We start from the raw sequence: 23337 nt of genomic DNA, 5'->3' as shown, positions 1-23337 counted from the left end.
AAAACTAACTGTATATGAATGTAAGAATATCTAGAAGTTTAGGGCTTGTTGCTGTGCTCTATTTTACAGCCAATTTTAATGCCCAGAAAACTGCCAACGACACGCTTCCAAAAGAGCAAAAAATTGAGGAAGTTGTAATGATTGGTTACGGTACCCAAAAGAAGAGTAATGTAACGGGAGCAATTTCCAGCATCAAGGCTAGTGATATTGAAAATGCTCCGGTAGCAGGTAGACCAGAGCAAGTTCTTCAGGGAAGGGCAGCGGGTGTATCCGTAGTATCCAACTCTGGGCAGCCGGGTGCTGAACCTACTGTACGTGTTCGTGGTATTACCAGTTTTGGTGCCGGAAGTAATAATCCGCTTTGGGTAGTAGACGGCATCGTGGTAGATAACATCGGATGGTTGAACCAATCTGACATCGAAGGAATGGAAATTCTGAAAGATGGTGCTTCTGCGGCTATTTATGGGGTTTCTGCTGCAAAAGGAGTAATCTTGATCACCACTAAAAAAGGAGCTAAAGGAAGAATGAACCTTTCTTACAGCGGATTCTTCGGGGTAGGAAATGCTTCAAGAAAACTTGATCTTCTGAATGCAACACAATATGCAACGATCATGAATGAAGCCAACGTAAATGACGGCCACGCTCCAACATTTGCAAATCCGAGTTCTTTGGGAACAGGAACAGATTGGCAAAAACAGATTTTCAACAGTGCCCAGAGACAGTCTCATGAATTCAGCATTAATGGGGGAAATGATAAATCTACATTCTATACTTCATTCGGATATTACGATCAGCAGGGTATCGTTTTAAGAGATATTTCAAATTATAAAAGAATTAATGCAAGATTTAATTCAACTCATAAGGTTTTCGACTTTTTAACGATTGGGCAAACTTTTGCTTATACACACGTAAAAGCACAGGGAATTAATGATAATAATGAATTTGGTGGGCCATTAAGTTCTGCTATCAACCTTGATCCGACAACTCCGCTTGTGGTGACAGATATCGCAAGCCAGCCGTTCCCGAGTGATTATACCAACAATGCAAACATCATCAGAGATCCCAACGGTAATCCTTACGGAATTTCTCACTGGGTAAGTAAAGAGATGAGCAATCCTTTGGCTTTCCAGGAAACGCAGAGAGGAAGATACAGATGGTCTGATGATATTGTAGCGAATGTTTTTGGAGATTTAAAAATCAATAAACATTTAAGCTTTAAATCGAGTGTAAACGGAAAATTGTCTTACTGGGGAAATCAGGCGTTTACTCCTCAATCTTATTTAAGTTCGGCTAATTCAAACAATACAAATAGCTTATTCCGTGAAATTCAGAAAAAATTTGAATGGAATACAGAAAATACGCTTACCTATCAGAATAGATTTGATAAACATAATTTAAGTGTTTTATTAGGTCAGGGATATTACGAATACAACATTTCTTACGGACAGAATACAACGTACAAAAATCTTCCTACCAACGACTGGAGGGAAGCTTCTTTCAACTTTGATATTGCAGCATCTGATAAATCTTCAAACGCTTGGGACGGAAAAGAGACGCACAAAGCTTCTTATTTTGCGAGAGTTGTATATGATTATGATAACAGATACCTTTTTACAGGTACAGTGCGTAGAGATGGTTCTTCAAAGTTTGGTAAAAACAATCACTGGGGAAATTTCCCGGCAATGTCCTTGGGTTGGAATGTATCTAACGAAAGCTTCTGGCCAGAAAATAATGTTGTAAACAGTTTTAAATTAAGAGGAGGATACGGGGTTTTAGGAAATGATGCGATTGCTGATTTTCAATATGCCAACTTCTTAGTTTCAGGAAGTAATTATACTTTCGGAGACAATATTATCCGTGTAGGTTATGCGCCAAGTACATTAGAAAATCCGGATTTGAAATGGGAAAGAACTTCTCAGTTTAACATTGCAGCAGACCTTAGGATCTTTAAAAATTTTGACTTAAGCGTAGATGTTTACAGAAAGAAAAGTACAGATATCTTAAGACAAGTGGAAGTTCCTGGATATTTAGGGTTAATAAATAATCCGTGGAGAAATATCGGGGATATGAACAATGATGGTATCGAAGTAAGCCTTGGATATAAAAAGAATTGGGGCGATTTTGGCTTGTCAGCGAATGGTAATTTCGGCTATTTAAAGAACGAAATTACACGTCTTGAAGGAGGAAAAGAGTATGTAAACTTTGCTTCTTTCCAAACTTTAGGTACAGTTTCTAGATTACAGGTTGGCCAGTCTTATGGTTCTTTTTATGGTTTCCAAAATTTAGGTGTTTTCCAAAATCAAGCGGAAATTGATGCATACAAAAATTCAAACGGAGCTTTAATTCAACCAAATGCTAAGCCTGGAGATTTCAAAAGATTAGATGCAAACGGAGATGGTAAAATTGATGAGAACGATTATATCAATCTTGGTAATTCTGTACCGAAGTATACTTTTGGTTTCACATTAAACATGAACTATAAGAATTTTGATTTGATGGTATTTGCTCAAGGGCAGGCTGGAAACAAAATTTTCCAAGGTCTGAGAAGACTTGATATTCCGGAAGCTAACTATCAAACAGCAATTCTTGATCGTTGGACAGGTGAAGGTAGTACGAATACAATGGCGAGAGTAACAAAAGACGACCCAAATCAAAACTACACCAGAATGTCTGATTATTATCTTCAAAAAGGTGATTATCTGAGAATTAAACTCGTTCAGATTGGTTATACGCTTTCTAAAGATGTAGCAAAAACTATCGGAGCTTCGAAAATCAGATTTTATGTAACGGGAGAAAACCTGTTCACTTTAACAAAATACACAGGTTATGATCCGGAAATTGCAGGAGCAGATACTTTTGGTATAGACAGAGCTTTCTATCCGCAGGCAAGAACTTTCCTTTTTGGTGCTAACGTTCAATTTTAATTAAGAAAAAAAATGAAAAATAAAAGATTCATATATAAAAGTGTTGCTGTTTTAATGCTTGCCGGAGTTGGTTTCGGTGCAATATCTTGTAATGACAGTAATCTCGAAGATGTAAAAAATACAGGAACCTTTGATTCCAACAACTATTTCCAAAATGAAGAGCAGTCTTACTCTGGTTTGGTTGCTACTTATGATATGCTGAGAAAATATTCAGGAGGATTTGAAAATATGGTAACATTTTTCAATGGCGCTTCAGATGATTTTTATTCAGGAGGAGGAAATTCTTCGGACGGCGCTGGTATTCAGGGCTTTTCAAATTATTCAATAAATCCTGTTATCATGCCTGCGAGCTATTGGAAGGATTATTATCAGGGAATTGCTAAAGCCAATTTATTATTAGACAGAATTCCTGCTGCCAATATGAATGATCAGACAAGAAACAGATTCATTGCAGAAGCAAAAGTATTGAGATCATTATATTATTTTGAATTGCTACGAACGTTCAAAAATATTCCTTTGATTCTAAAGCCTATTTTAGTTTCGGATGATTATTATAACATTCCTCAGGCAAAACCAGAAGATGTTTATACTCAGATCGAAGGTGATATTTTAGCTTCGATCAATGATCTTCCAGCAACTATCAATTCTGCGAATAAAGGTGAAATTGGAAGAATTACCCAAGGTTCAGCGCGTGCTATTTTAGGTAAAATTTATTTGTATGATAAAAAATACAGTCAGGCAGCAGATCAGTTTCAGATGGTTAACGGAACTCCGGGAGGAACCAGCCAATACGGTTATCATTTATTAGATAAGTTTGAAGATTTGTGGAAGGTTGATACCAAATTCAGCACAGAATCTATTTTGGAAGTAATGCATACCAATGCGAGTAATGCAGACTGGGGCTTTTGGGGTACGGGAAAAGACGAAGGGAATTCTATTAACCAAATGGTCGCTATTATTTCTTATGGTAAAGTTACATTGCCCGATAATGCTGTAAATAATGCGCCAAGTATCCATAAAGGATGGGGTTTCAATCCTGTTACCAATGATTTATTTAATTTCATGCAGGGAGATCCTCGTTTAGATGCTACAATTTTCAATGCTAAAGCACTGGTGCAGGAAGGAAAAGTAACCTATTCACCAGGATTTAGAGACACAGGATATTTCTTAAATAAATATTTACCAAGAACGACGGATGAGACGACTTTACCAGGAGCGGTAGAATTGAATTTCCGTCAGAATTATGTGGCAATCAGATTAGCTGATACCTATTTAATGGAGGCAGAAGCGTTAGGAGGTTCAGGTGCAAGAGCTCAGGCATTATTAGATGCGGTAAGAGCTAGAGTAGGATTACCATCAGTTGCCGTTTCTATGCAGGCGATTAAGGATGAAAGAAGAAGAGAGCTTGCTGGTGAAGGGCACAGATGGTTCGATTTGGTAAGATGGGGTGATGCTCCGGCGAAATTAGGCGCAAGAGGATTTACTACTGGTAAAAATGAAATTTTACCAATTCCTTTTAATGAACTGACAAACACTGCCTTGAAACAAAATCCAAATTACTAATAATTAAAATTTAAACATGATAACTAAATATATTAACAAAGGCTTATTATTAAGTTCGGCAGTTTTTTTCCTAGCAAGTTGCTCTCCGGATAATCTTGAAGGTGAAGGAAACGGTCTTACTCAACCTGCTGTAGATGCTTCTTTTACTGTAACCAAAACAAGCGAAAACAGATATCACTTAAAGGCCGTAAATGATAATTATGTAAACTTTATTAATTCTCAATGGAATATTGATTATGATGGGTTTAATAATGGAAAAAACGAATTAGATATTTTCTTGCCAGATGCAGGAACTTATGTTGTTCAGCGCAATACGGCAGGTATTGGCGGTCAGATCGGTGGTACGGCAAGTCAGACTATTGTTGTTCCTACTTCCGATCCTGTAGCGGGAAATATTATCCAAGGAGGAAGATTTGATACTCCGGCTGAAGTGGCAAAATGGACAATACATCCGATTAGCCCGACGAAGGCACAATGGGTATTTAGTAATGACGGAAATGGTAATGGTTATGCCACTATTGTTGCTTCAGAAGGAAGTCAGCAAGCTTTTTATCAAGCGGTACATGTTGAAGCAGGACAAAAATACTCTATCGATATGGTAGCCTCTTCAGCAACAGCTTTGGAAGATGCATGGTTTGAAGTTTATATGTTAGACAGTGTGCCAGCGCCAGGAAGTGATGTAAGTGGTACGGTTTACAGAAACATTAATACTTGGGATGGTTGTGGTAAAGCGGCATTCGGAGGAAAAGTTTCAAGTGTAGGTTGTAATAGTGACAAAAATAAAGGTATTTATACTGCGACAACTACAGGAACAGTCTACTTATTTATTAAATGTGGAGGCAAAAAAGTAAGCAGCCTTAGCGTTGACAAAGTTGAACTAAGAAAAACTACTTAACCTTCACAAACAAAATGATATGATTTCACATTCATATAGTTTCGTACTTAGAAGTGCTGCACTTTGCGGTGTAGCGCTTCTTTCTTTTTTAAACTGCAGCAGCACCTCTTCAGATCTTGCCAATAATGATAATTCCGGAAACGGAAATTCTACAGGCGATCCGGTAAATGTTTGGCTTACAAAAGGAGACCAGTCGATAAAACTACAACAACAAAACACAGTTTATTTCTCATCAGCTATCAATAATTATTCAACTATTGAAATTGATCCTTCCCAGGTTTTCCAGACAATCGATGGTTTTGGATATACCATAACGGGGGGAAGTGTAGAAGTAATCAACCAATTAAGTGCTGCCAAAAAACAGGAATTACTGAATGATCTTTTCAGCAGTTCAGGAATTGGGGTAAATTATTTAAGAATAAGCATCGGTGCTTCAGACTTGAACAGCGAAGTTTTCACTTATGATGATATTCCGGCAGGGCAAACAGATCCTATGCTTGCACAATTTACTTTAACTAAAGATCAGGCTTTGATTCAAATGCTAAAGGATATTTTAGTAATTAATCCTAATATTAAAATTCTTGCCACCCCTTGGTCTGCGCCGGTTTGGATGAAAGACAACGGAAACAGTAAAGGAGGAAGTCTAAAACCTGAATATTACGGAGTATACGCTCAATATTTTGTAAAATATATTCAGGCGATGAAAGCACAAGGGATTAAAATTGATGCCGTTACGCCACAAAATGAGCCCTTACATCCCGGAAATAATCCAAGTATGTACATGACGGCAGGAAATCAGGCTACTTTTATTAAAAATAATTTAGGTCCCGCTTTTCAGGCAGCCAATATCACCGCTAAAATTATTGCTTACGATCACAATTGTGACGATCCGGCGTATCCTTTGGCTATTTTAAATGATCCTGCGGCAAATCCTTATGTTGATGGATCAGCATTTCATTTATACGCGGGAGATATTTCGGCTTTGAGCACGGTTCACAATTTATTTCCATCTAAAAATGTATACTTTACAGAGCAGTGGACAAGCTCTACGGGAGGTTTTTCAGGAGATTTAGATTGGCATATAAAAAATGTCATCATCGGATCCATGAGAAACTGGAGCAAAACAGCACTAGAATGGAATGTTGCAAACAACGCATCCTTCGGACCTCATACGCCAGGCGGTTGTACACAGTGTAAAGGTGCAATCACGGTGAATGGAGCTTCTGATTACGAAAAAAATGTTGCTTATTATATTATTGCCCATGCTTCAAAATTTGTTCCTGCAAATTCTCAGAGAATTGCGTCTACACAAGGCGGAAATCTTTCAACCGTTGCTTTCAAAACTCCTGAAGGAAAAACGGTTTTAATTGTTCAGAACAGCAATACTAGCGAAAAGTCATTTAATATTAAATACAATCAGAAAACAGCTCCAGTAACGATTTCAGGAAGCTCTACCGCAACCTACGTATTTTAAATTAAAGAGTCTTACATTAAATAATTTTATTAAAAATCTTTGTGATCTTATTTAAGTGAAACGCCTTTGCGGACTTAAAATCAACAGAGTATTTTAAAAAAAAACTTTGTGAACTTTGCGTTAAAATTAATTAGCTAAACAAATTATTAAAGTAAAAATGAAAAGAGTTTATTTCTTATTAGCAATTACAGCATTTGGGATGAATGCATTCGGACAAAAAACAATCGATCAGAGAGTTTCTGAATTATTGTCGAAAATGACGTTAGAAGAAAAAGTAGGGCAGTTGGTTCAATACAGTGGTTTTGAATATGCAACAGGTCCTCAAAATTCCAATTCTGCAAATGTTTTAAATGAAATAAAACAAGGTAAAGTCGGTTCCATGCTGAATGTAGCAGGAGCAGAAGAAACCAGAAAATTTCAGGAATTAGCTTTAAAATCTAGGTTAAGAATTCCATTATTGTTCGGTCAGGACGTAATTCATGGCTACAGAACAACATTTCCCGTGAATTTAGGTCAGGCTGCAAGCTGGGATTTAAAATTAATTGAAAAATCAGAAAGAATTGCAGCAACAGAAGCTTCGGCGTACGGAATTCACTGGACATTTGCGCCGATGGTCGATGTTGCAAGAGATCCGAGATGGGGAAGAGTAATGGAAGGTTCTGGTGAAGATACGTATTTGGGCACGCAGATTGGCTTGGCAAGAATCAAAGGTTTTCAGGGAAAAGGTCTTGGAAATCTTGATGCCATTATGGCTTGTGCAAAACATTTCGCAGCATACGGAGCGGCAGTTGGCGGAAGAGATTACAATTCTGTTGATATGAGTTTAAGACAATTAAACGAAACGTATTTACCTCCTTTCAAAGCGGCTGCAGAAGCGGGAGTTGCGACTTTTATGAACTCTTTTAACGATATTAATGGGATTCCGGCGACGGCAAACAAATACATTTTAAGAGATTTATTAAAAGGAAAATGGAACTACCAGGGTTTTGTGGTTTCGGATTGGGGAAGTATCGGCGAAATGGTTCCTCACGGTTATGCCAAAGACAATAAAGAAGCGGCGGAAAAGGCCATCAATGCTGGAAGCGACATGGATATGGAAAGCCGTGCTTACATGGCTGAACTTCCAAAATTGGTTCAGGAAGGAAAGGTTGATCCGAAGTTGATTGATGATGCAGCAAGAAGAATTTTGGTTAAAAAATTTGAGATGGGATTATTCGATGATCCTTACAGATTTAGCAACGAAAAGAGACAGAAAGAGCAATTAAATAATCTGGAAAACAGAAAATTCGGAAGAGAATTTGGTTCAAAATCTATTGTTTTGCTTAAAAATCAAAAGAATATCTTACCTCTTTCAAGATCGACGAAAACGGTTGCTTTAATTGGCCCTTTCGGAAAAGAAACTTCTGCCAATCACGGATTCTGGTCGATTGCATTTAAAGATGATAATCAAAGAATCATTACTCAATTTGACGGAATTAAAAATCAATTAGATAAAAACTCAACATTGTTGTACGCAAAAGGTGCAAATGTTGATGATCAGGATAAATCTATGTTTGCAGAAGCAGTGGAAACAGCTAAAAAAGCAGACGTTGTGATCATGACTTTAGGCGAAGGTTCAGCAATGAGCGGTGAAGCGAAAAGCAGAAGCAATCTACATTTTACAGGTGTTCAGGAAGATTTATTGAAAGAAATTGCTAAGACAGGAAAACCGATTGTCTTAATGATCAATGCAGGCAGACCTTTGGTTTTTGATTGGGCAGCAGACCATATTCCGACGATCGTCTACACTTGGTGGTTGGGAACGGAAGCAGGAAATTCTATCGCGGATGTTCTTTTCGGAACGGTAAATCCTGGCGGGAAACTTCCAATGACTTTCCCTAGAAATGAAGGGCAAATCCCTGTTTATTACAATCATTACAACACGGGAAGACCAGCAAAAAATAATACCGACAGAAACTACGTTTCGGCTTACATCGATTTGGATAATGACCCGAAATTTCCGTTTGGTTATGGTTTAAGTTATACTCAATTTAAATATTCTGATATGAATTTAAGCTCAACAAATCTTAAAGGAAATCAAAGTTTAAATATCAGTGTAAATGTTTCCAACACCGGAAATTATGATGGGGAAGAAGTGGTGCAATTGTACATCAGAGATCTTTTCGGAAAAGTGGTAAAACCTGTAAAGGAATTGAAGGGTTTCCAAAAGGTTTTCATTAAAAAAGGAGAAAGTAAAACGGTCAATTTCACTTTAACTCCGGAAAATCTGAAATTTTACGATGATCAATTGAACTTCGATTGGGAAGCGGGAGAGTTCGACATCATGGTCGGAACCGATTCTCAACATGTTCAGACAAAAAAAATTAACTGGTCAAAATAAATATAAGTTTTTACAGTCAGGAGCGGGATAATACCCGCTTTTGGCGGCAGAAGACATTAATTTTTATATAAAATCAAGTATGGTAATTGTCATTTTGAAAGAATCTGAATAAACTTTGTAGAGATGCTTTCAGCATGACAAATTTTGAGAATAAAAGAATAATTCATTTTGATCATAATTAAATTTTAGACGCAAGATTTATTTAAAGAAATCTTGATTTTAAGGAGGCAAAGAATAATCAACAAAGTTGATTTGATGAAGCTAACGTTTACATAATGCTTCATCAGCGACTTGTCGCCACCTTTGCTCACTAAATGTTTTGTTTAATTAAAATAAATCTTTGCTTTAAATATAAAACTAACACTGTAAACTTTGAAAATAAAATTTCAGCATATTTTTAATTTAATCGTAGGAGGAACTTTAGTTTTTTCATCATTACATTGTGCTTCAAACAAACCCGATTCCAGCAGAAAATTGATTTGGAGTGATGAATTTAACGGAAAAGGACTGCCGGATGCTACAAAATGGAATTATGATGTGGGTGGCGACGGTTATGGGAATGACGAATCTCAGTTTTACACAAAAAACCGATTAGAAAATGCGAGAATTGAGAATGGAAAGCTTATTATTGAAGCCCGAAAAGAAAATTGGGAAAAGAATAAGTATACATCAGCAAGATTATTAACGAAAGGAAAGTTCTCCTTTCAGTACGGAACCATTGAAGTAAGGGCAAAACTTCCTAAAGGTCGTGGTACATGGCCTGCTATCTGGATGATGAGTGAAAATATGAAGAAATGGCCGGATGATGGCGAATTGGATATTATGGAGCATGTAGGGTTTAATCAGGGGTATATTCACGCTTCGGTACATACCCAAAAATATAATCATAAAATCGGAACTCAGAAAACAGATACGCTCATGGTAAAAGATGTAAGCGAAAAGTTTCATGTATATAAAGCAGACTGGACGCCTGAAAAAATTGACGTGTATATCGACGATCAAAAATTTTTCACGTACGAAAATAAAGAGAAAACGTATGAAGCGTGGCCTTTTGATCAGCCTTATTTTATCATCTTAAATCTTGCCATTGGTGGATTTTGGGGCGGAAAAGAGGGGATAGATGATCGTATTTTTCCACAAAAATATGAGATCGATTATGTAAGGGTTTATCAGAATAAATAAAATTTTCACTTTGAAAAGAGTAGTGGCTAATATAGTAAAGAAAGGAAATTATGAAGAAATTAATCGTAAGTTGTTTTGTTATTGGACTGGCTTTTAATGCCAATGCACAAAACTACTGGAAAAAAAACACAGGAAAAACAGCAAAAATTTTTCTTACCAATTCTAAAACCCACGAAAAAATGGTGGATAAAGGAACGGTAAAGTTTGAAAAATTCGGTCAGCCTAAAGAAACAGATGCCTGCATTTTTGTAGATCCGGATTTTAAATATCAAAAACTGATCGGAATTGGAGGTGCCATTACAGATGCCTCAGCAGAAACATTTTACAAAATGCCGAAAGCTAAGCAAAAAGAAATTCTGGAAGCTTATTACGGTAAAAACGGGCTGGGATACACGGTGGTGCGTACCAATATGAATTCTTGCGATTTTTCAAGCGATTCTTACACGTATGTTCAGGAAAATGACAATTCTCTGAAGTCATTTAATGTAGCTCATGATGAGAAATATAAAATCCCGATGATTAAAGCGGCTCAAAATGCAATCGGAAAAGATTTTACATTTTATTTTTCTCCGTGGAGTCCGCCAGCATGGATGAAATCGAATAAAAGTATGCTGAAAGGTGGAAGATTAGAAAATGTTTTCTATCAGACATGGGCCGATTATTATGTTAAATTCATCAAAGAATACGAAAAAAGAGGAATTAATGTTTGGGGATTAACCGTTCAGAACGAGCCAATGGCTACACAAACCTGGGAATCATGTATTTATACAGCGGATGAAGAAGGCGATTTCTTAAGGAATAATTTAGGCCCGACACTTTGGAAAAACGGTTATAAAGACAAAAAAGTAATGATTTGGGATCATAATCGTGACTTGATTTATCAAAGAGCAACTACAACGCTCAGCGATCCTGAAACTTCAAAATATGCTGCAGGAATCGGTTATCACTGGTATGAAACGTGGAATAATAAAACGCAGCTTTTTGATAATTTAGCAGAAACTCAAAGAGCTTTTCCTGATAAATTTTTAGCCTTTACGGAAGGTTGTAAAGAACAATTTGATCTGACTAAAATTTACGATGTAAAGTTAGGCGAATTGTACGGCAGAAATATGATCAACGATTTTAATAAAGGAACTGCACTTTGGACAGACTGGAATTTACTTCTGGATGAAACCGGCGGTCCGAACCATGTTGGAAATTTTTGTTTTGCACCAATTATTGCAGACACGAAAACCGGAGAAGTTCATTATACTTATGAATATTATTATGTAGGTCACGTTTCAAAATTCATTAAGCCAAACGCGCAGCGAATCGGAAGTTCTTCCAACAGAATCGCTTTAACATCTACAACATTTATGAATGAAAACGGACAATTGGTTACCGTTATTATGAATGATACAGATGATGATATTGATACAAATCTGTGGATTGAAGGCATGTCTGCCAAGTTATCTGCGCCGGCTCATTCTATACAGACCGTAATTTTATAAAAACTTCATATTAATATATTTTATTCGAAAATCAGCGATATTTTGTGTGTCGCTGATTTATTTTAAATAACTATAAAAAGTCCTATAATTTATATTATGTTAAATTGTAATTATTTCTAGAAACTCCAAAAAACAGCAAACCACTGACAATGATTATCCTAAATGCTCTATTGTCAGTGGTTTATAACCTTTGGTTTATATCTTATTTCAAATTATCCTTAAAAAACTGTTCCAGCTTATTAAACGGAATAATATTTACTTTATCATACAAATCAACATGCACTGCATTAGGAATAATCATTAATTCTTTGGGTTCTGCAGCCATTTTATAAATATCTTCACTAAAATATCTTGAATGCGCATTTTCTCCGGCAATAATTAAAATAGGTCTTGGCGAAATTTCTTTTAAATAAGTAAGAATCGGCATATTCATCAAAGAAAAACCACTTGTCGCTGCCCAAGCACCGTTGGAGTTTATAGATCGCTCATGAAAACCTCTCGGTGTTCTGTAATAATCAAAATAATCTTTAATGAACTGTGGTTCATCGCCTTTTAATTTTTCTGCATTAGAGCGTGGTCCGGCTGCGGCTTTACCAGATTCCGCATCTTTCCAGCGCTGTTGGCTCATTTGTTCTAATGTTTTTGTACGCTCTTCCAACGTCACCTTATCATAATATCCTCTGGAAGCCACTCTTGGGATATCGTACATACTCGTGGTAGCAACTGCTTTTACACGTTTATCTACTGCTGTGGCATTTAATGCAAAACCTCCGAAGCCGCAAATTCCTATAATTCCGATTTTATTTCGGTCTACGTTTTTCTGTAGTCCTAAAAAATCTACTGCTGCGCTGAAATCTTCAGTATTAATATCTGAGGAAGCTACATTGCGCACTTCTCCTCCACTTTCTCCTGTAAAAGACGGATCGAAAGCCACGACCGCAAAACCTCTTTCAGCCATCTGATTGGCATACAACCCCGAAGATTGTTCTTTCACTGCACCAAAAGGCCCGCTGATAGCCAATGCTGGCAGTTTTTCATTTCCTGTATTTTTTGGTAAATAAATATCGCCAGACAGCGTGACTCCGTATCTGTTTTTAAAGGTAACTTTCTGGCGGCTCACTTTTTCGCTTAATGTAAATGTATAATGGTCTGTTATATTCATCGTGGTAGATTTTTTTTGGCTGAATGATTTTGAACTTAAAATAAGCATTGCAACCATTGATAATAATTTTATATTTTTCATTTATTTTAAAGAATTTTCATTAATAATTTTTCTAAATATCTCTGCTTGAGACAGATTAACTGTTCTTGCTATCAACTCTGCCGATTGAATTAACTGATGATCTGTAATTCCCGTATTTTTTCCAATTCCAATATGTGCTTTTAGCTGTGATTCTAAACCTTCTATCGATGCCAATGCCGAAATGGTTATTAATTCTCTTTGCTGATAAGTCAAAACATCACTTGCAAAAATGTCTGCGAATAAATGTTCTTTTAGAAAAGCATCAATTCTTGGGGCAAATTCACCAAACCCTTTTGCAGGCTTAGTTTGTGGAGTTTTTGTTAAAATTTCAAGTACTTTCCTTCCCTGTTCATATTTATCAGGCGGGTTATTTTCAACACTAATTTCTTTACCTTCCACATCTGCAATTCCATTCGATTTTCTTTCATCTAAAACTGCTTTAAATTCGTTAATAGCGTTCAAACTTCTCGGAAAACCGCAATACGCATACAGTTGAACCAATGCTTCTTTGATTTCGTTCACGGTAAGACCGTTATTCAAACCTTCATTCAGTTCAATTTTCAACTGATCGATGTTTCCTGTAGCAGTTAATGACGAAATTTTAACTAAACTTTCCTGCGAAACCATTAAATTTATTTTATCCTGTGCATTCATAGATGAAGTAATTAAAGCAAATACAAAAAGTAAAATCTTAAAATTTGTATTCATTATTTTTTAATCTGAAGATTAGCTTCATTATAAATTTCGTCGGTCACGGGTTCAAGCCATTTATTTTCATTGGTTTGAGGATTTCCGGTTGTTGCCAGATGCGAAAACCAAGTAGTGGCTGTTGCACCATGCCAATGCTCTACATTTGGGGCTATTTCTACAATATCACCTGATTTCAGATATCTTGCGGGCTTTCCTCTTTCCTGATAAAGCCCTTCGCCACCAACAACAATTAACAACTGACCGCCAGTATGACTATGCCAGTTGTTTCGGCTTCCCGGCTCGAAGGTAACGTTAGACAAAGGAACGTTAAGCTCTTTACTTTCCGTTAAAGGCGCCAGCCATGATTTTCCTATGAAATATTGTGCATACGCTGTATTTTCTTTCCCTGCAGGAAAATCGCTTATTTTAGGAACTTCTGTATTCATTTTATTTTGACTTTTTAATGAGTTGCAATCTATCAGCGAAAAAAATAAAACACTAATAGATGCAACACGAGTTAAACTTTGTATAATCATTTTAAATTAATATCTAAATTTTTTTGATAATTTTTGAAGGAACTCCTCCCACAACTGCATGATCCGTTACATCTTTAGAAACTACCGCGCCTGCCGCAATCACGGCATTTTCTCCAATGGTGACACCCGGTAAAATGGTGGCATTTGCTCCGATCCATGCATTTTTCTTAATGTGAATGGGTTTGGCTGTTAATCCTTTTCTCAGTTTCGGATCTAAAGGATGGTTTTCTGTAATTAAACTTACTTTTGGACCAATCAAAACATCATCCTCAATTGCAATTCCGCCAAGTGCTAAAAATGTACAATCGAAATTAATAAACACGTTTTCTCCGATATTGATATTTTTTCCATAATTGATGTAAATTGGAGTAAAAACAGCTACATTTTTCAGTTTTTTATCTAAAATCTGGCTCAATTTCTCAAGAATGTATTTAGGATCGGCAGCATTATTGATATCAATTAATACTTTCTTCGTTTCATAAGATTCTTTTAACAATACTTCCATTTCAGGATCATTCGGTAAAATAGTTTCGCCGTTTAATAATCTTTTAAAAATGTCATTGGTATTTAATATTGTAGAATTCATATCTTTTAAAATCTTAATACAAAATTAAAACGAAAGCCCCGCAGTGATCTTTCTGCGAGGCTCAAATTAGTTTTCTGTAAAGCTCATTTTCTTAAATACCGTTAAATTTCTGTGGGAGAAATTCCGTATTGCTTTTTAAAAGCTGTTGAAAAATGTGAGGGATTTTTAAATCCGACTTCCATATAGACATCATGCACTTTTTTATTTTCTTCTTTCAGCTTAATATAAGCCATTTCGAGACGTTTTTTATAAAGCCATTTTTGTGGAGTCAGATTACTTACCTTTTTAAAATCTCTTTTAAAAGTAGCCAGACTTCTGCCTGTAAAAGAGGCTATTTGATCCATCGAAAGATCATCCATATAATTATCATTAAGGAATTCCAGAATGTCTACTTTCCAAGGCTCAGTAAAATCGAAAAGAACAGGATAAAATGCTTCATTATTATTCAGCAAAGCATAAATTCCTTCCAATAATTTAAGATGTGTAATGCTTTCCGTTGGCTTCACATTTCCGTCAAAATAAGGTGTTAATGACTGAAAAAGACTTGTAATAGCAGCATCGGGCTCCATTTTAAAAACATTCTGATCCGAAATTTCTACTTTCGCTGGAATGTCTGCTTTGTTTAAATTGCTGTAAAATTCGCGTAAAATACTTCGTTTAAATGTAAGTGAAATTCCTTTGTAAAGATCGTCACCGGTTCCGTTTTTATACATTTTAAGCCGATGATCTCTGCGAACAAGCGCGCACTCTCCTGCTTTTAAAACGATGGTTTTGTTACGGTCTTCAATAATTTGTTCTCCGGAATATAGATACACCAAAACATGCTCCGGCGTAGAATGAATGCATTTCGTGCTTTCTTCAGAAAAACAGGAAAGAAAAATCCCGGAATAGCTTATGGTTTTTAAGGCTTCTGTTGGCTCCATCATAAAATGTTTTACATATTATATGGAACAAAAATATTAATTAATACTATTTAAAATCTTTCTGTAAAGCTCAAATTTCGATCTCCATTTATTTTATATTCACTTTTTCTTTCATCACAGAAAAATAAGAAGTTGTAAAGGCTGCCAAGCTTTTGTAGCCTACTTTATAAGCGATTTGGCTTAATGTATATTGCTTTGTATTAATTAGTTCAATACTTTTCAGAATTCTGATGAGCTGTGCATACTTTTGAAGGGTAATTCCTGTTTCTTGTTTGAAAATACGTTGCAGACTGCGTACAGACATCGTTGAAAGATCTGCAAGACTTTCTATGCTAAAATTTTCAGCATAATTTGTATTGATATAATTGCAAACCGGCAGCAACCGTTGATCATTCGGAATCGGGATATGAAGACATTCTTTTTCCTGACAAAAATGGGGCAAGCTGTTCAGCAAAGCTTTCAGGAAATAACTTTGCTCTTCATTTTCTTCCATCTGCTGATTCCATTTCGCAGCATATTGCAGCATTTCTTTTAAAACTGGCGGCGCAGAAAATACGTGAATATTTTTATAAAAATCGTTATCAAACACAGTTTTGAATAAAACCACCATAAGATTTACGGTTTTTGCTTCAGTTTCTGTACGATGTTTTACACCGGAAGGAATCCAGATCAGATGATTCTGAGGAACCAGATAAATTTTATTTTCAATATGCAGATATTGATAGCCTTCTTCCACATACGTAAGCTGATATCGTTGATGAATATGGTCGTAATCATCATGTATCCAGTTCTTTTCATACCAGATAAAAGCATCAATTTTACTTTCATCATCAAAGACTCCTCTCCTTCTCTCGATTAATCCGCACTTCATAAAATGGCGTTTTGTATAATAATTTTGGCAAATTTAATAAAAACGTATGTTTTAATTTTGTAAATGAACAAATTTTTAATGATATGAAAAACTTAACTACTTTTTTTTCAGGAGTTTTACTCTTTTCAATCAGTTTTTTTACGGCTCAGGAACGCTCGGCAAATGTTTTGGTATTAATTCATTCAGATAACGGCGGAACGTATGAACTGGCAAAAGAAGTCGCCAAGGGCATTGAAAGTGAAAAAAATGTAAAAGCTGTGATAAAACAGGTTAAAGAATCGTCTAATTCAACGCTGAAAACTCTTCCGGTAGCTTCGGTGGATGAGCTTAATTCTTATGACGGAATTGCTTTTGGCTCGCCTATTTATTTTGGAAATATCAGTACGGCAATGAGTGAGTTTTTGTCTAAAACGACCAGTTTATGGACTCAACATGCCTTGGAAGGAATGCCTACAACGGTATTTATGTCTGCGGGAAGCGGCGCAGGTCGGGATCTTGCATTACAATCTTTTTGGAATAGCTTGGCTGTTCACGGAATGATAATGGTGCCCAATGGAATAAGAGGTAATGAAAATATAGATAAAAATATACCTCAGGGAAACAGTGTATTGGGAACGACAAGTTTAGCATCTTTAAAAAACGTTGAAAGACCTACCCAAAGTGAACGTTATCTTGCTGAACTGCAAGGCAAAAATTTTGCAAAAGTGGCATTGGCTTTAAAAGGAACATTTCAAAAAAATAAAACGGCATCGGCTTCAATCAATCAAAATAAGCGTGATGTAAATCTTGTTTTAAAAGAAAAAAATATTGTTTTGCCACAAGTTCCAAAACCAGCAGGGAATTATCAGCCTTTTGTACGTTCGGGAAATTTGATTTTTATTAATCAATATGCTTTAAAAGACGGAAAAATTTTAAATCCTGGAAAAGTTGGTAAAGATGTTACCGAAGATCAGGTAAAAGAGGCAGCAAAAGTTACTATGCTGAATGTTTTATCTGTGTTGAATCAAGCCGTTGACGGAGACTTAAACCGCGTAAAACAATGCGTGCAGTTAACCGGAATTTTTAATACTACCGAAAATTACAGCAAGCATGCAGAATTAATGAATGCCGCATCAGATCTTGCCGGAGAGATATTCGGTGAAAAAGGAAAACATGCGAGAGCAACTCTAGGAGCCTATTCTGTGCCGGGAAATTCTCCCGTGGAAATACAGGCGATTTTTGAAGTAGAATAATCTTAAAATAAAAATAATATGAAAAAAGTATTGGTAGCCGGAGCCACAGGATGGGCAGGTTCTGAAATTAGCAAAGCTATTCTGGAAAATAGTGAAATGACGCTTACAGGAGGACTTTCACGAGCTCACAATGGTAAAAATCTTAAGGAAGTTTTATCGTTAAAAAATAATCAGACTGTTCCGCTATTCGACACGATTGAAAATGCCATGGAGCATGTTGATTTTGATATTCTGATTGAATTTACCAAGCCACAGATTGCAAAGCATAATATTATATCTGCATTAAAAAAAGGTAAAAAAGTGATCGTGGGAACTTCAGGTCTTTCAGATGAGGACTATGAAGAGATCGAAAAGATAGCTTTGGAAAATAATACATCGGTTCTTGCTGCAGGAAATTTTGCCATTACGATGGTTTTATTGCAAAAATTTGCAGAAATGGCAGCTCAATATATTCCCAATTATGAAATTATAGATTATGCCGATGAACAAAAAATTGATGCGCCGAGCGGCACTGTGGCAGAATTAGCATTTCGACTTTCAAAAGTTCAGCAGCCTAATATTGCAGTTCCGATTGAAGAAACTATTGGCAATAAAGCGACACGCGGGGCAACTATCAATGGCATTCAGGTACATTCTGTAAGATTGCCGGGTCATATTATAAGCGTTGAAACTATTTTCGGATTAAAAGGTGAAAAGCTTATCCTTCGTCATGATTCTACCGAAAGTGCCGAGCCTTATGTGAAAGGTGTACTTTTAGCGATTCAAAATATAGAAACTTTTAAAGGTTTGAAAAGAGGATTAGACACAATTATGCAGTTTTAATCGGTTTTAGGCAAACTTAATGCGCTATAAAATTGCTGATGTTTTTAAACAATCGTATTTTTGTTGTTCTAATTTTTACGAATGTCAATTTTTTCAGATAATATAAGGTTGTTGAGGGCTAAACATGGGAAAACTCAACGCGAAACAGCCGATCATTTAGAAATTTCCCGTTCACGATATATTTCCTACGAAAACGCCAGATCAAAACCTCCTGTGGATGTGATGATCAGAATGTCTAAGCATTTTCATGTAAGTATCGACCTTTTATTGTCTGTAGACCTTACAAAACATCCTTTGGAAGATATGCTGAAACTACCGGACAACCGTATTGTATTGCCTGTGGTGATAGATCATGAAGGCAATGAAACGATTGAAATTGTTCCGCAGAAAGCCTCTATGGGTTATTTAACCGGTTACAGTGATCCTGAATATATCGAAAGTCTGCAGAGAATTTCTCTGCCTTTTCTTAAAAATGGTAAGTTTAGAGCTTTTCCTGCCAATGGAGATTCTATGCCACCTTTTAAAGACGGATCTTTTATCGTTGGAAAATATGTTGAAAGCCTAAATGAACTGAAGGAAAATAAAACCTATGTTTTTGTAACTTCTAACGATGGAATAACTTATAAAAGGTTTAAAACAAGAAAAATTCATGCTATTACAGTAGCTGCAGATAATTCATTTTATGATCCTTATGATATTCCATTGGAAGAAATTCTTGAAGTTTGGCAATATGCTTCGGGCATTTTTCCTGAAGATTTTTAAATATAGAAAACGGAAAAGTTTAATTAATTATCTTTGAATACATTTAAATTTTAAATATCTTCATTATGTCAATAACCAACGAAAGTGAGATGATCGGAATGCAAAAAGTAAGTGAAGCTGTTGCTTATACACTGAAGGAAATGGTGAATTACGCTAAACCTGGCATGACGACAAAAGAGATTGATGAATTTGGAGCCAAAATTCTTTCTGATTTCGGAGCAAATTCTGCACCTTTTCTTACCTATGGATTTCCTGGTTACGCTTGCATAAGTCTTGACAATGAATTTTGCCACGGAATTCCTTCCGATAAAAGAATTTTAAAGGATGGCGATTTGCTTAATATTGATGTTTCTGCAGAGCTCAATGGATATTGGGCCGACAACGGAAGTTCTTTTGTAGTAGGAAAAGATATTAATCATCATCAAAAATTGGTAGATGCTTCTAAAGATATTTTACAGAAAGCTATCAATAATATAAAAGGCGGTGTAAGAATTGCAGATATCGGTCATCTTATGGAAACGGAAGCTAAAAAGAGAGGTTTTAAAGTAATTAAAAATCTCGGTGGACATGGCGTAGGAAGAAGTTTGCACGAAGAACCCGATGAATTACTGAATTACAGAAATAGATTTGATAACAGAAGGTTTAAGAAAAATTCGGTTGTTGCTATTGAAACATTTATTTCCACCGATTCGAACATTGCTGTAGAGCTCAATGACGGCTGGACGATGGTTGGAAGCAAAGGTGGTTACATGGCACAGCATGAGCACACCATTTTGATAACAGACGGGAAACCCGTTATTCTCACTCAGATGAATGAAATTTTAAATTAATCATCAATAAAATAGCCGCTTCAGAAAAGCGGCTACTATTTTTTTATTTTTCTATTAGCAAGGTGCTCCGCAAGCAAGAAGTTTGATTTCGATTACTCCGCTTACTACACATTGTACGTTGCATAAAGTACCTTCCAGTACTCCTCCAACACCAGTTACAACACCACCAACGATGGAACCTACACCACCGACAACGCCTCCTACAACGCCACCGACACCTCCAATAGCACCACCAACTGCGCCGCCAATACCGCCGATTAATCCGCCAAGGCCATCAAGAAGTCCGTCTCCTGAAATTGTTTTTAACTGGTCTCTGTCTAATTTTTTGAAATTTTTCATGACTTATTTATTTGAATGATTAATACATCACTAAGATAGGAATAATTATAGTATGATAAAAATATTTTCAATAAAATAAACAAAAGCACTTATTATTTAATTTTTCATTAATATAAATGATAATTTATACATATTGAAAAATAAAAAACCGCTCTAAAAAGAGCGGTTACACCTTTACTTTACTTGTTTTTTAATTAGCAAGTAGATCCGCAAGCTAGCAGTTTAATTTCAACTACTCCACCTACAGCGCACTGTACTTGGCACAAAGTGTTTCCTCCTACTGCTCCGATGCCGCCTACAGCACCACCAATAACACCACCAACGCCACCTACAACGCCACCTACAACACCGCCAACACCGCCAACAGCACCACCGATAGCCCCTACAAGGCCACCTACTAATCCTCCGATGTTGTCAAGTAGTCCGTTACCTGAAATAGTTTTTAACTCGTTTCTGTCTAGTTTTTTGAAGTTTTTCATGAATCTTTTTTTATGTGATTAATACATCACTAAGATAGGAATAATTACAATACTATGATATTATTTTCAAAAAAATATTAAAATTAACTTATAATTTAATATTTCATTAATATAAACGTAAATTTTTGCGGAAATCATTCCCTAGTTTATTTATTTGATTTTGTTTATGTTAAAAATAATAATTCTAAATTTTGTGATTTGTTTTTCAAAGTTAATTTTTTTTAAACAAAAGCCTGTTTTTCAATTAAAAACGGACTTTTTCAGATTGATTTTATTGAAAAATATAATGAGTTTCATCGTATTTTCATTCAACACCGCCTCCTAACGCTCGAAAAAGATCAACTTCAGTATTCAATTTTTCTAAAATTACGGTGTTTTGTTCCAAATCATTTTGAAGTTTATTGTTTTGTGCGGTGATCACTTCAAGATAAGTTGCCATTCCGCTTTTATACAATTTTAAAGCATCGCTGATTCCTTTTTCAAGAATCAGAGTTCTTTCATGCAATAAAGCTAGCCTTTCGTTACTACCTTTAGATTTTGCCATCGCATCGGAAACTTCACCAACAGCTGTCATCATTGTTTGTTTAAAGGTAATCACTGCCTTTTCCTGTTCTATAATGGCTGTTTCATAAGCCGTTTTCAATTGTCTTTTCTGTAAAAGAGGCATTGCTAAATTGGCAGCCAAAGTTTTCGTAATAGAACCCGGAAGATCAAACCACGTACTTACTTTAAAAGAATTGACTCCAACCTGTGGCGACAAACTTATACTAGGATACATGGCCGCTTTGGCTAAACCCGTTTTAGCATTCAAGCTGATGACGTTGAATTCCGCTGCTTTCAAATCTGGCCTTCGACTTAACAATTGAGCAGGAATTTCGACTGTTAAAGGATTTTCAGAGATCATTGTATGTAAACCTTCTGATCTTTCCACCGACTTAGGATATTCTCCACAAAGAATGCTCAATGCATTTTCCTGTAAGGAAATATTCTGTTTCGCTAAAGGCACAATAAGTTCTGCCGTTTTCTTTTGCGCTTCCGATTGTTGAATTGCTAATGAATTAATTTGCCCTGCCGTGTATTGAAGTTTCATTTCAGAAACTACATTTCCATCCACCAAAGGCTTCAATTTATCAACTTCAAGCTTAGCACTTGCCTGGCTCGCCAATGCCGATTTCAATGCCGCTTCGCTGTTATGGACCTGCTCATTGTAAACCGAAGGATTTATTTTAAACAAAGCCTGCCCTTTATTCACATATTGCCCTTCCTTTACGTAAACCGCTTCCAGATAACCTGTAACCTGAGCCTTGATATCTACATTATCCTGCCCTTCGATACTTCCGGGATAACCTGTAGAAACATCTGCATTTCCAGATTGTAACTGAATAAAATCTGTCGACATCGCGGTCGTTTGTTCTGTCGGTTCCTGGCTTTTCCCAGAGTTGCAGGAATATAGTATTGCGGCGATGATAAGCCATTTTCGTTTCATTTTTATTAAACTCCGTTTCGGGTTTCATTTTCTCCGTTTCACTGTAAAATTTGAAAGAACAAAGATGTTTTACCGTTATCTTTAAGAAGTCATGAAAGTTTGGGTTTCTTCAGACTTTTTGTTTCTTTATATCATATATTAAAAAAAGCCTCAGAAATTTTCCGAGGCATTTATTTTATTATTGAAGAGAAAAGTAAAAGGTAAAAAGAGCCAAATAAAGTCTAGATTTTTAATTTTCACTTCATCCACTTGGCTCTTTCTACTTTCCCCTTTTTACTTTATTTAATGCGTTGCCGATTTTGAAAAAACATTAATCACCACGACACCTATTACAATTAAAAGAATTCCGATGATTGCAGGAACGTCCAGCGTCTGTTTATAAACGAAATAGCCGATTAAAGAGATCAGAACAATCCCAACCGCCGACCAGATCGCATAGGCAATTCCAATCGGGATTACTTTGATGGCGTGGGTTAAAAGGTAAAATGATGCCGACATGGCCACCACAAAAATTACGGTCTGTAAAGGCTTGGTAAAATTTTCTGAAGCCTTTAAAAATGAAGTGGCTAACGATTCTAAAAGAATAGCACACGCCAGAAATATATAGTTTTTCATAAGTTTTTTTTAAGT

21 protein-coding genes are annotated in these 23337 nt (G+C 36.1%); 11 read left to right on the top strand and 10 right to left on the bottom strand.

The window, feature by feature from the left end; translation table 11 throughout:
• The first annotated feature begins 14 nt into the window (after positions 1 to 14).
• From ABEG63_RS08955 to ABEG63_RS08925, 7 genes are all read left to right on the top strand, one after another.
• On the top strand, positions 15 to 2924 hold the full coding sequence (locus ABEG63_RS08955; protein WP_346584228.1) for a TonB-dependent receptor: 2910 nt from the start codon (positions 15 to 17) through the stop codon (positions 2922 to 2924).
• 12 nt (positions 2925 to 2936) lie between these two features.
• Positions 2937 to 4487, top strand: a complete 1551-nt coding sequence (locus ABEG63_RS08950) for a RagB/SusD family nutrient uptake outer membrane protein (RefSeq protein WP_346584227.1) — start codon at positions 2937 to 2939, stop codon at positions 4485 to 4487.
• 16 nt (positions 4488 to 4503) lie between these two features.
• Positions 4504 to 5382 carry a hypothetical protein gene (locus ABEG63_RS08945; protein ID WP_346584226.1) on the top strand — a complete coding sequence of 293 codons (879 nt, stop codon included), beginning with the start codon at positions 4504 to 4506 and terminating at the stop codon, positions 5380 to 5382.
• 19 nt (positions 5383 to 5401) lie between these two features.
• The gene (locus ABEG63_RS08940; protein ID WP_346584225.1) at positions 5402 to 6856 is read left to right on the top strand and encodes a glycoside hydrolase family 30 beta sandwich domain-containing protein; all 1455 of its coding nucleotides are present in this window, start codon (positions 5402 to 5404) and stop codon (positions 6854 to 6856) included.
• 157 nt (positions 6857 to 7013) lie between these two features.
• Positions 7014 to 9236: a beta-glucosidase BglX gene (gene bglX / locus ABEG63_RS08935; RefSeq protein WP_346584224.1), complete on the top strand. Its 2223-nt coding sequence runs from the start codon at positions 7014 to 7016 to the stop codon at positions 9234 to 9236.
• A 372-nt stretch (positions 9237 to 9608) separates the two neighbouring features.
• A complete protein-coding gene (locus tag ABEG63_RS08930) occupies positions 9609 to 10418 on the top strand; it encodes a glycoside hydrolase family 16 protein (protein WP_346584223.1) in 810 nt (269 codons plus the stop codon).
• A gap of 50 nt (positions 10419 to 10468) precedes the next feature.
• Positions 10469 to 11908: a glycoside hydrolase family 30 beta sandwich domain-containing protein gene (locus ABEG63_RS08925; protein ID WP_346584222.1), complete on the top strand. Its 1440-nt coding sequence runs from the start codon at positions 10469 to 10471 to the stop codon at positions 11906 to 11908.
• Positions 11909 to 12110: 202 nt separating this feature from the next.
• Here ABEG63_RS08925 and ABEG63_RS08920 read toward each other — a convergent pair whose 3' ends face one another.
• The 6 genes from ABEG63_RS08920 to ABEG63_RS08895 all read right to left on the bottom strand — a co-directional run bounded on the left by ABEG63_RS08920 (position 12111) and on the right by ABEG63_RS08895 (position 16757).
• Positions 12111 to 13151 carry an alpha/beta hydrolase gene (locus ABEG63_RS08920; RefSeq protein WP_346584221.1) on the bottom strand — a complete coding sequence of 347 codons (1041 nt, stop codon included), beginning with the start codon at positions 13149 to 13151 and terminating at the stop codon, positions 12111 to 12113.
• A complete protein-coding gene (locus ABEG63_RS08915; RefSeq protein ID WP_346584220.1) occupies positions 13152 to 13859 on the bottom strand; it encodes a carboxymuconolactone decarboxylase family protein in 708 nt (235 codons plus the stop codon).
• Complete coding sequence (locus tag ABEG63_RS08910; RefSeq protein WP_346584219.1) at positions 13859 to 14287, bottom strand: cupin domain-containing protein; 429 nt, start codon at positions 14285 to 14287, stop codon at positions 13859 to 13861. The genes ABEG63_RS08915 and ABEG63_RS08910 overlap by 1 nt, the downstream gene beginning before the upstream one ends.
• Positions 14288 to 14390: 103 nt before the next feature.
• Complete coding sequence (locus ABEG63_RS08905; protein ID WP_346584218.1) at positions 14391 to 14963, bottom strand: sugar O-acetyltransferase; 573 nt, start codon at positions 14961 to 14963, stop codon at positions 14391 to 14393.
• Positions 14964 to 15064: 101 nt separating this feature from the next.
• A complete protein-coding gene (locus ABEG63_RS08900) occupies positions 15065 to 15889 on the bottom strand; it encodes an AraC family transcriptional regulator (RefSeq protein ID WP_346584217.1) in 825 nt (274 codons plus the stop codon).
• 85 nt (positions 15890 to 15974) lie between these two features.
• On the bottom strand, positions 15975 to 16757 hold the full coding sequence (locus ABEG63_RS08895) for an AraC family transcriptional regulator (RefSeq protein WP_346584216.1): 783 nt from the start codon (positions 16755 to 16757) through the stop codon (positions 15975 to 15977).
• Positions 16758 to 16840: 83 nt separating this feature from the next.
• Between ABEG63_RS08895 and ABEG63_RS08890 the strand changes: the two genes are divergently transcribed.
• From ABEG63_RS08890 to map, 4 genes are all read left to right on the top strand, one after another.
• Entirely contained in the window at positions 16841 to 17989 is a 1149-nt protein-coding gene (locus ABEG63_RS08890) for an Atu1372/SO_1960 family protein (RefSeq protein ID WP_346584215.1), read from the top strand.
• An 18-nt stretch (positions 17990 to 18007) separates the two neighbouring features.
• Positions 18008 to 18811, top strand: a complete 804-nt coding sequence (gene dapB / locus ABEG63_RS08885) for a 4-hydroxy-tetrahydrodipicolinate reductase (RefSeq protein ID WP_346584214.1) — start codon at positions 18008 to 18010, stop codon at positions 18809 to 18811.
• Positions 18812 to 18892: 81 nt separating this feature from the next.
• Positions 18893 to 19573, top strand: a complete 681-nt coding sequence (locus ABEG63_RS08880) for a LexA family transcriptional regulator (RefSeq protein ID WP_346584213.1) — start codon at positions 18893 to 18895, stop codon at positions 19571 to 19573.
• Between the two features lie 65 nt (positions 19574 to 19638).
• Positions 19639 to 20403: a type I methionyl aminopeptidase gene (map, locus tag ABEG63_RS08875; protein ID WP_346584212.1), complete on the top strand. Its 765-nt coding sequence runs from the start codon at positions 19639 to 19641 to the stop codon at positions 20401 to 20403.
• Positions 20404 to 20457: 54 nt separating this feature from the next.
• Here map and ABEG63_RS08870 read toward each other — a convergent pair whose 3' ends face one another.
• From ABEG63_RS08870 to ABEG63_RS08855, 4 genes are all read right to left on the bottom strand, one after another.
• Positions 20458 to 20742: a hypothetical protein gene (locus ABEG63_RS08870; protein ID WP_346584211.1), complete on the bottom strand. Its 285-nt coding sequence runs from the start codon at positions 20740 to 20742 to the stop codon at positions 20458 to 20460.
• A 194-nt stretch (positions 20743 to 20936) separates the two neighbouring features.
• Entirely contained in the window at positions 20937 to 21221 is a 285-nt protein-coding gene (locus ABEG63_RS08865; protein ID WP_346584210.1) for a hypothetical protein, read from the bottom strand.
• Positions 21222 to 21525: 304 nt separating this feature from the next.
• Positions 21526 to 22707, bottom strand: coding sequence for a TolC family protein (locus ABEG63_RS08860; protein WP_346584209.1), 1182 nt, complete (start codon positions 22705 to 22707; stop codon positions 21526 to 21528).
• 282 nt (positions 22708 to 22989) lie between these two features.
• The gene (locus tag ABEG63_RS08855; RefSeq protein WP_346584208.1) at positions 22990 to 23322 is read right to left on the bottom strand and encodes an SMR family transporter; all 333 of its coding nucleotides are present in this window, start codon (positions 23320 to 23322) and stop codon (positions 22990 to 22992) included.
• Positions 23323 to 23337: the final 15 nt, after the last annotated feature.

Origin of the sequence: Chryseobacterium sp. C39-AII1 (assembly GCF_039672645.1) — a bacterium.
Lineage (GTDB): Bacteria > Bacteroidota > Bacteroidia > Flavobacteriales > Weeksellaceae > Chryseobacterium.
The sequence above is the reverse complement of the archived record's forward strand: the minus strand, read 5'-3'. Positions and strand labels throughout refer to the sequence as shown.

What these genes read in the sequence shown, in the direction of transcription:
- ABEG63_RS08955 (WP_346584228.1), top strand. Translation starts at nt 15, where the DNA reads ATGAATGTAAGAATATCTAGAAGTTTAGGGCTTGTTGCTGTGCTCTAT.
- ABEG63_RS08950 (WP_346584227.1), top strand. Translation starts at nt 2,937, where the DNA reads ATGAAAAATAAAAGATTCATATATAAAAGTGTTGCTGTTTTAATGCTT.
- ABEG63_RS08945 (WP_346584226.1), top strand. Translation starts at nt 4,504, where the DNA reads ATGATAACTAAATATATTAACAAAGGCTTATTATTAAGTTCGGCAGTT.
- ABEG63_RS08940 (WP_346584225.1), top strand. Translation starts at nt 5,402, where the DNA reads ATGATTTCACATTCATATAGTTTCGTACTTAGAAGTGCTGCACTTTGC.
- bglX (WP_346584224.1), top strand. Translation starts at nt 7,014, where the DNA reads ATGAAAAGAGTTTATTTCTTATTAGCAATTACAGCATTTGGGATGAAT.
- ABEG63_RS08925 (WP_346584222.1), top strand. Translation starts at nt 10,469, where the DNA reads ATGAAGAAATTAATCGTAAGTTGTTTTGTTATTGGACTGGCTTTTAAT.
- ABEG63_RS08920 (WP_346584221.1), bottom strand. Translation starts at nt 13,151, where the DNA reads ATGAAAAATATAAAATTATTATCAATGGTTGCAATGCTTATTTTAAGT.
- ABEG63_RS08915 (WP_346584220.1), bottom strand. Translation starts at nt 13,859, where the DNA reads ATGAATACAAATTTTAAGATTTTACTTTTTGTATTTGCTTTAATTACT.
- ABEG63_RS08910 (WP_346584219.1), bottom strand. Translation starts at nt 14,287, where the DNA reads ATGAATACAGAAGTTCCTAAAATAAGCGATTTTCCTGCAGGGAAAGAA.
- ABEG63_RS08905 (WP_346584218.1), bottom strand. Translation starts at nt 14,963, where the DNA reads ATGAATTCTACAATATTAAATACCAATGACATTTTTAAAAGATTATTA.
- ABEG63_RS08900 (WP_346584217.1), bottom strand. Translation starts at nt 15,889, where the DNA reads ATGATGGAGCCAACAGAAGCCTTAAAAACCATAAGCTATTCCGGGATT.
- ABEG63_RS08895 (WP_346584216.1), bottom strand. Translation starts at nt 16,757, where the DNA reads ATGAAGTGCGGATTAATCGAGAGAAGGAGAGGAGTCTTTGATGATGAA.
- ABEG63_RS08890 (WP_346584215.1), top strand. Translation starts at nt 16,841, where the DNA reads ATGAAAAACTTAACTACTTTTTTTTCAGGAGTTTTACTCTTTTCAATC.
- dapB (WP_346584214.1), top strand. Translation starts at nt 18,008, where the DNA reads ATGAAAAAAGTATTGGTAGCCGGAGCCACAGGATGGGCAGGTTCTGAA.
- ABEG63_RS08880 (WP_346584213.1), top strand. Translation starts at nt 18,893, where the DNA reads ATGTCAATTTTTTCAGATAATATAAGGTTGTTGAGGGCTAAACATGGG.
- map (WP_346584212.1), top strand. Translation starts at nt 19,639, where the DNA reads ATGTCAATAACCAACGAAAGTGAGATGATCGGAATGCAAAAAGTAAGT.
- ABEG63_RS08870 (WP_346584211.1), bottom strand. Translation starts at nt 20,742, where the DNA reads ATGAAAAATTTCAAAAAATTAGACAGAGACCAGTTAAAAACAATTTCA.
- ABEG63_RS08865 (WP_346584210.1), bottom strand. Translation starts at nt 21,221, where the DNA reads ATGAAAAACTTCAAAAAACTAGACAGAAACGAGTTAAAAACTATTTCA.
- ABEG63_RS08860 (WP_346584209.1), bottom strand. Translation starts at nt 22,707, where the DNA reads ATGAAACGAAAATGGCTTATCATCGCCGCAATACTATATTCCTGCAAC.
- ABEG63_RS08855 (WP_346584208.1), bottom strand. Translation starts at nt 23,322, where the DNA reads ATGAAAAACTATATATTTCTGGCGTGTGCTATTCTTTTAGAATCGTTA.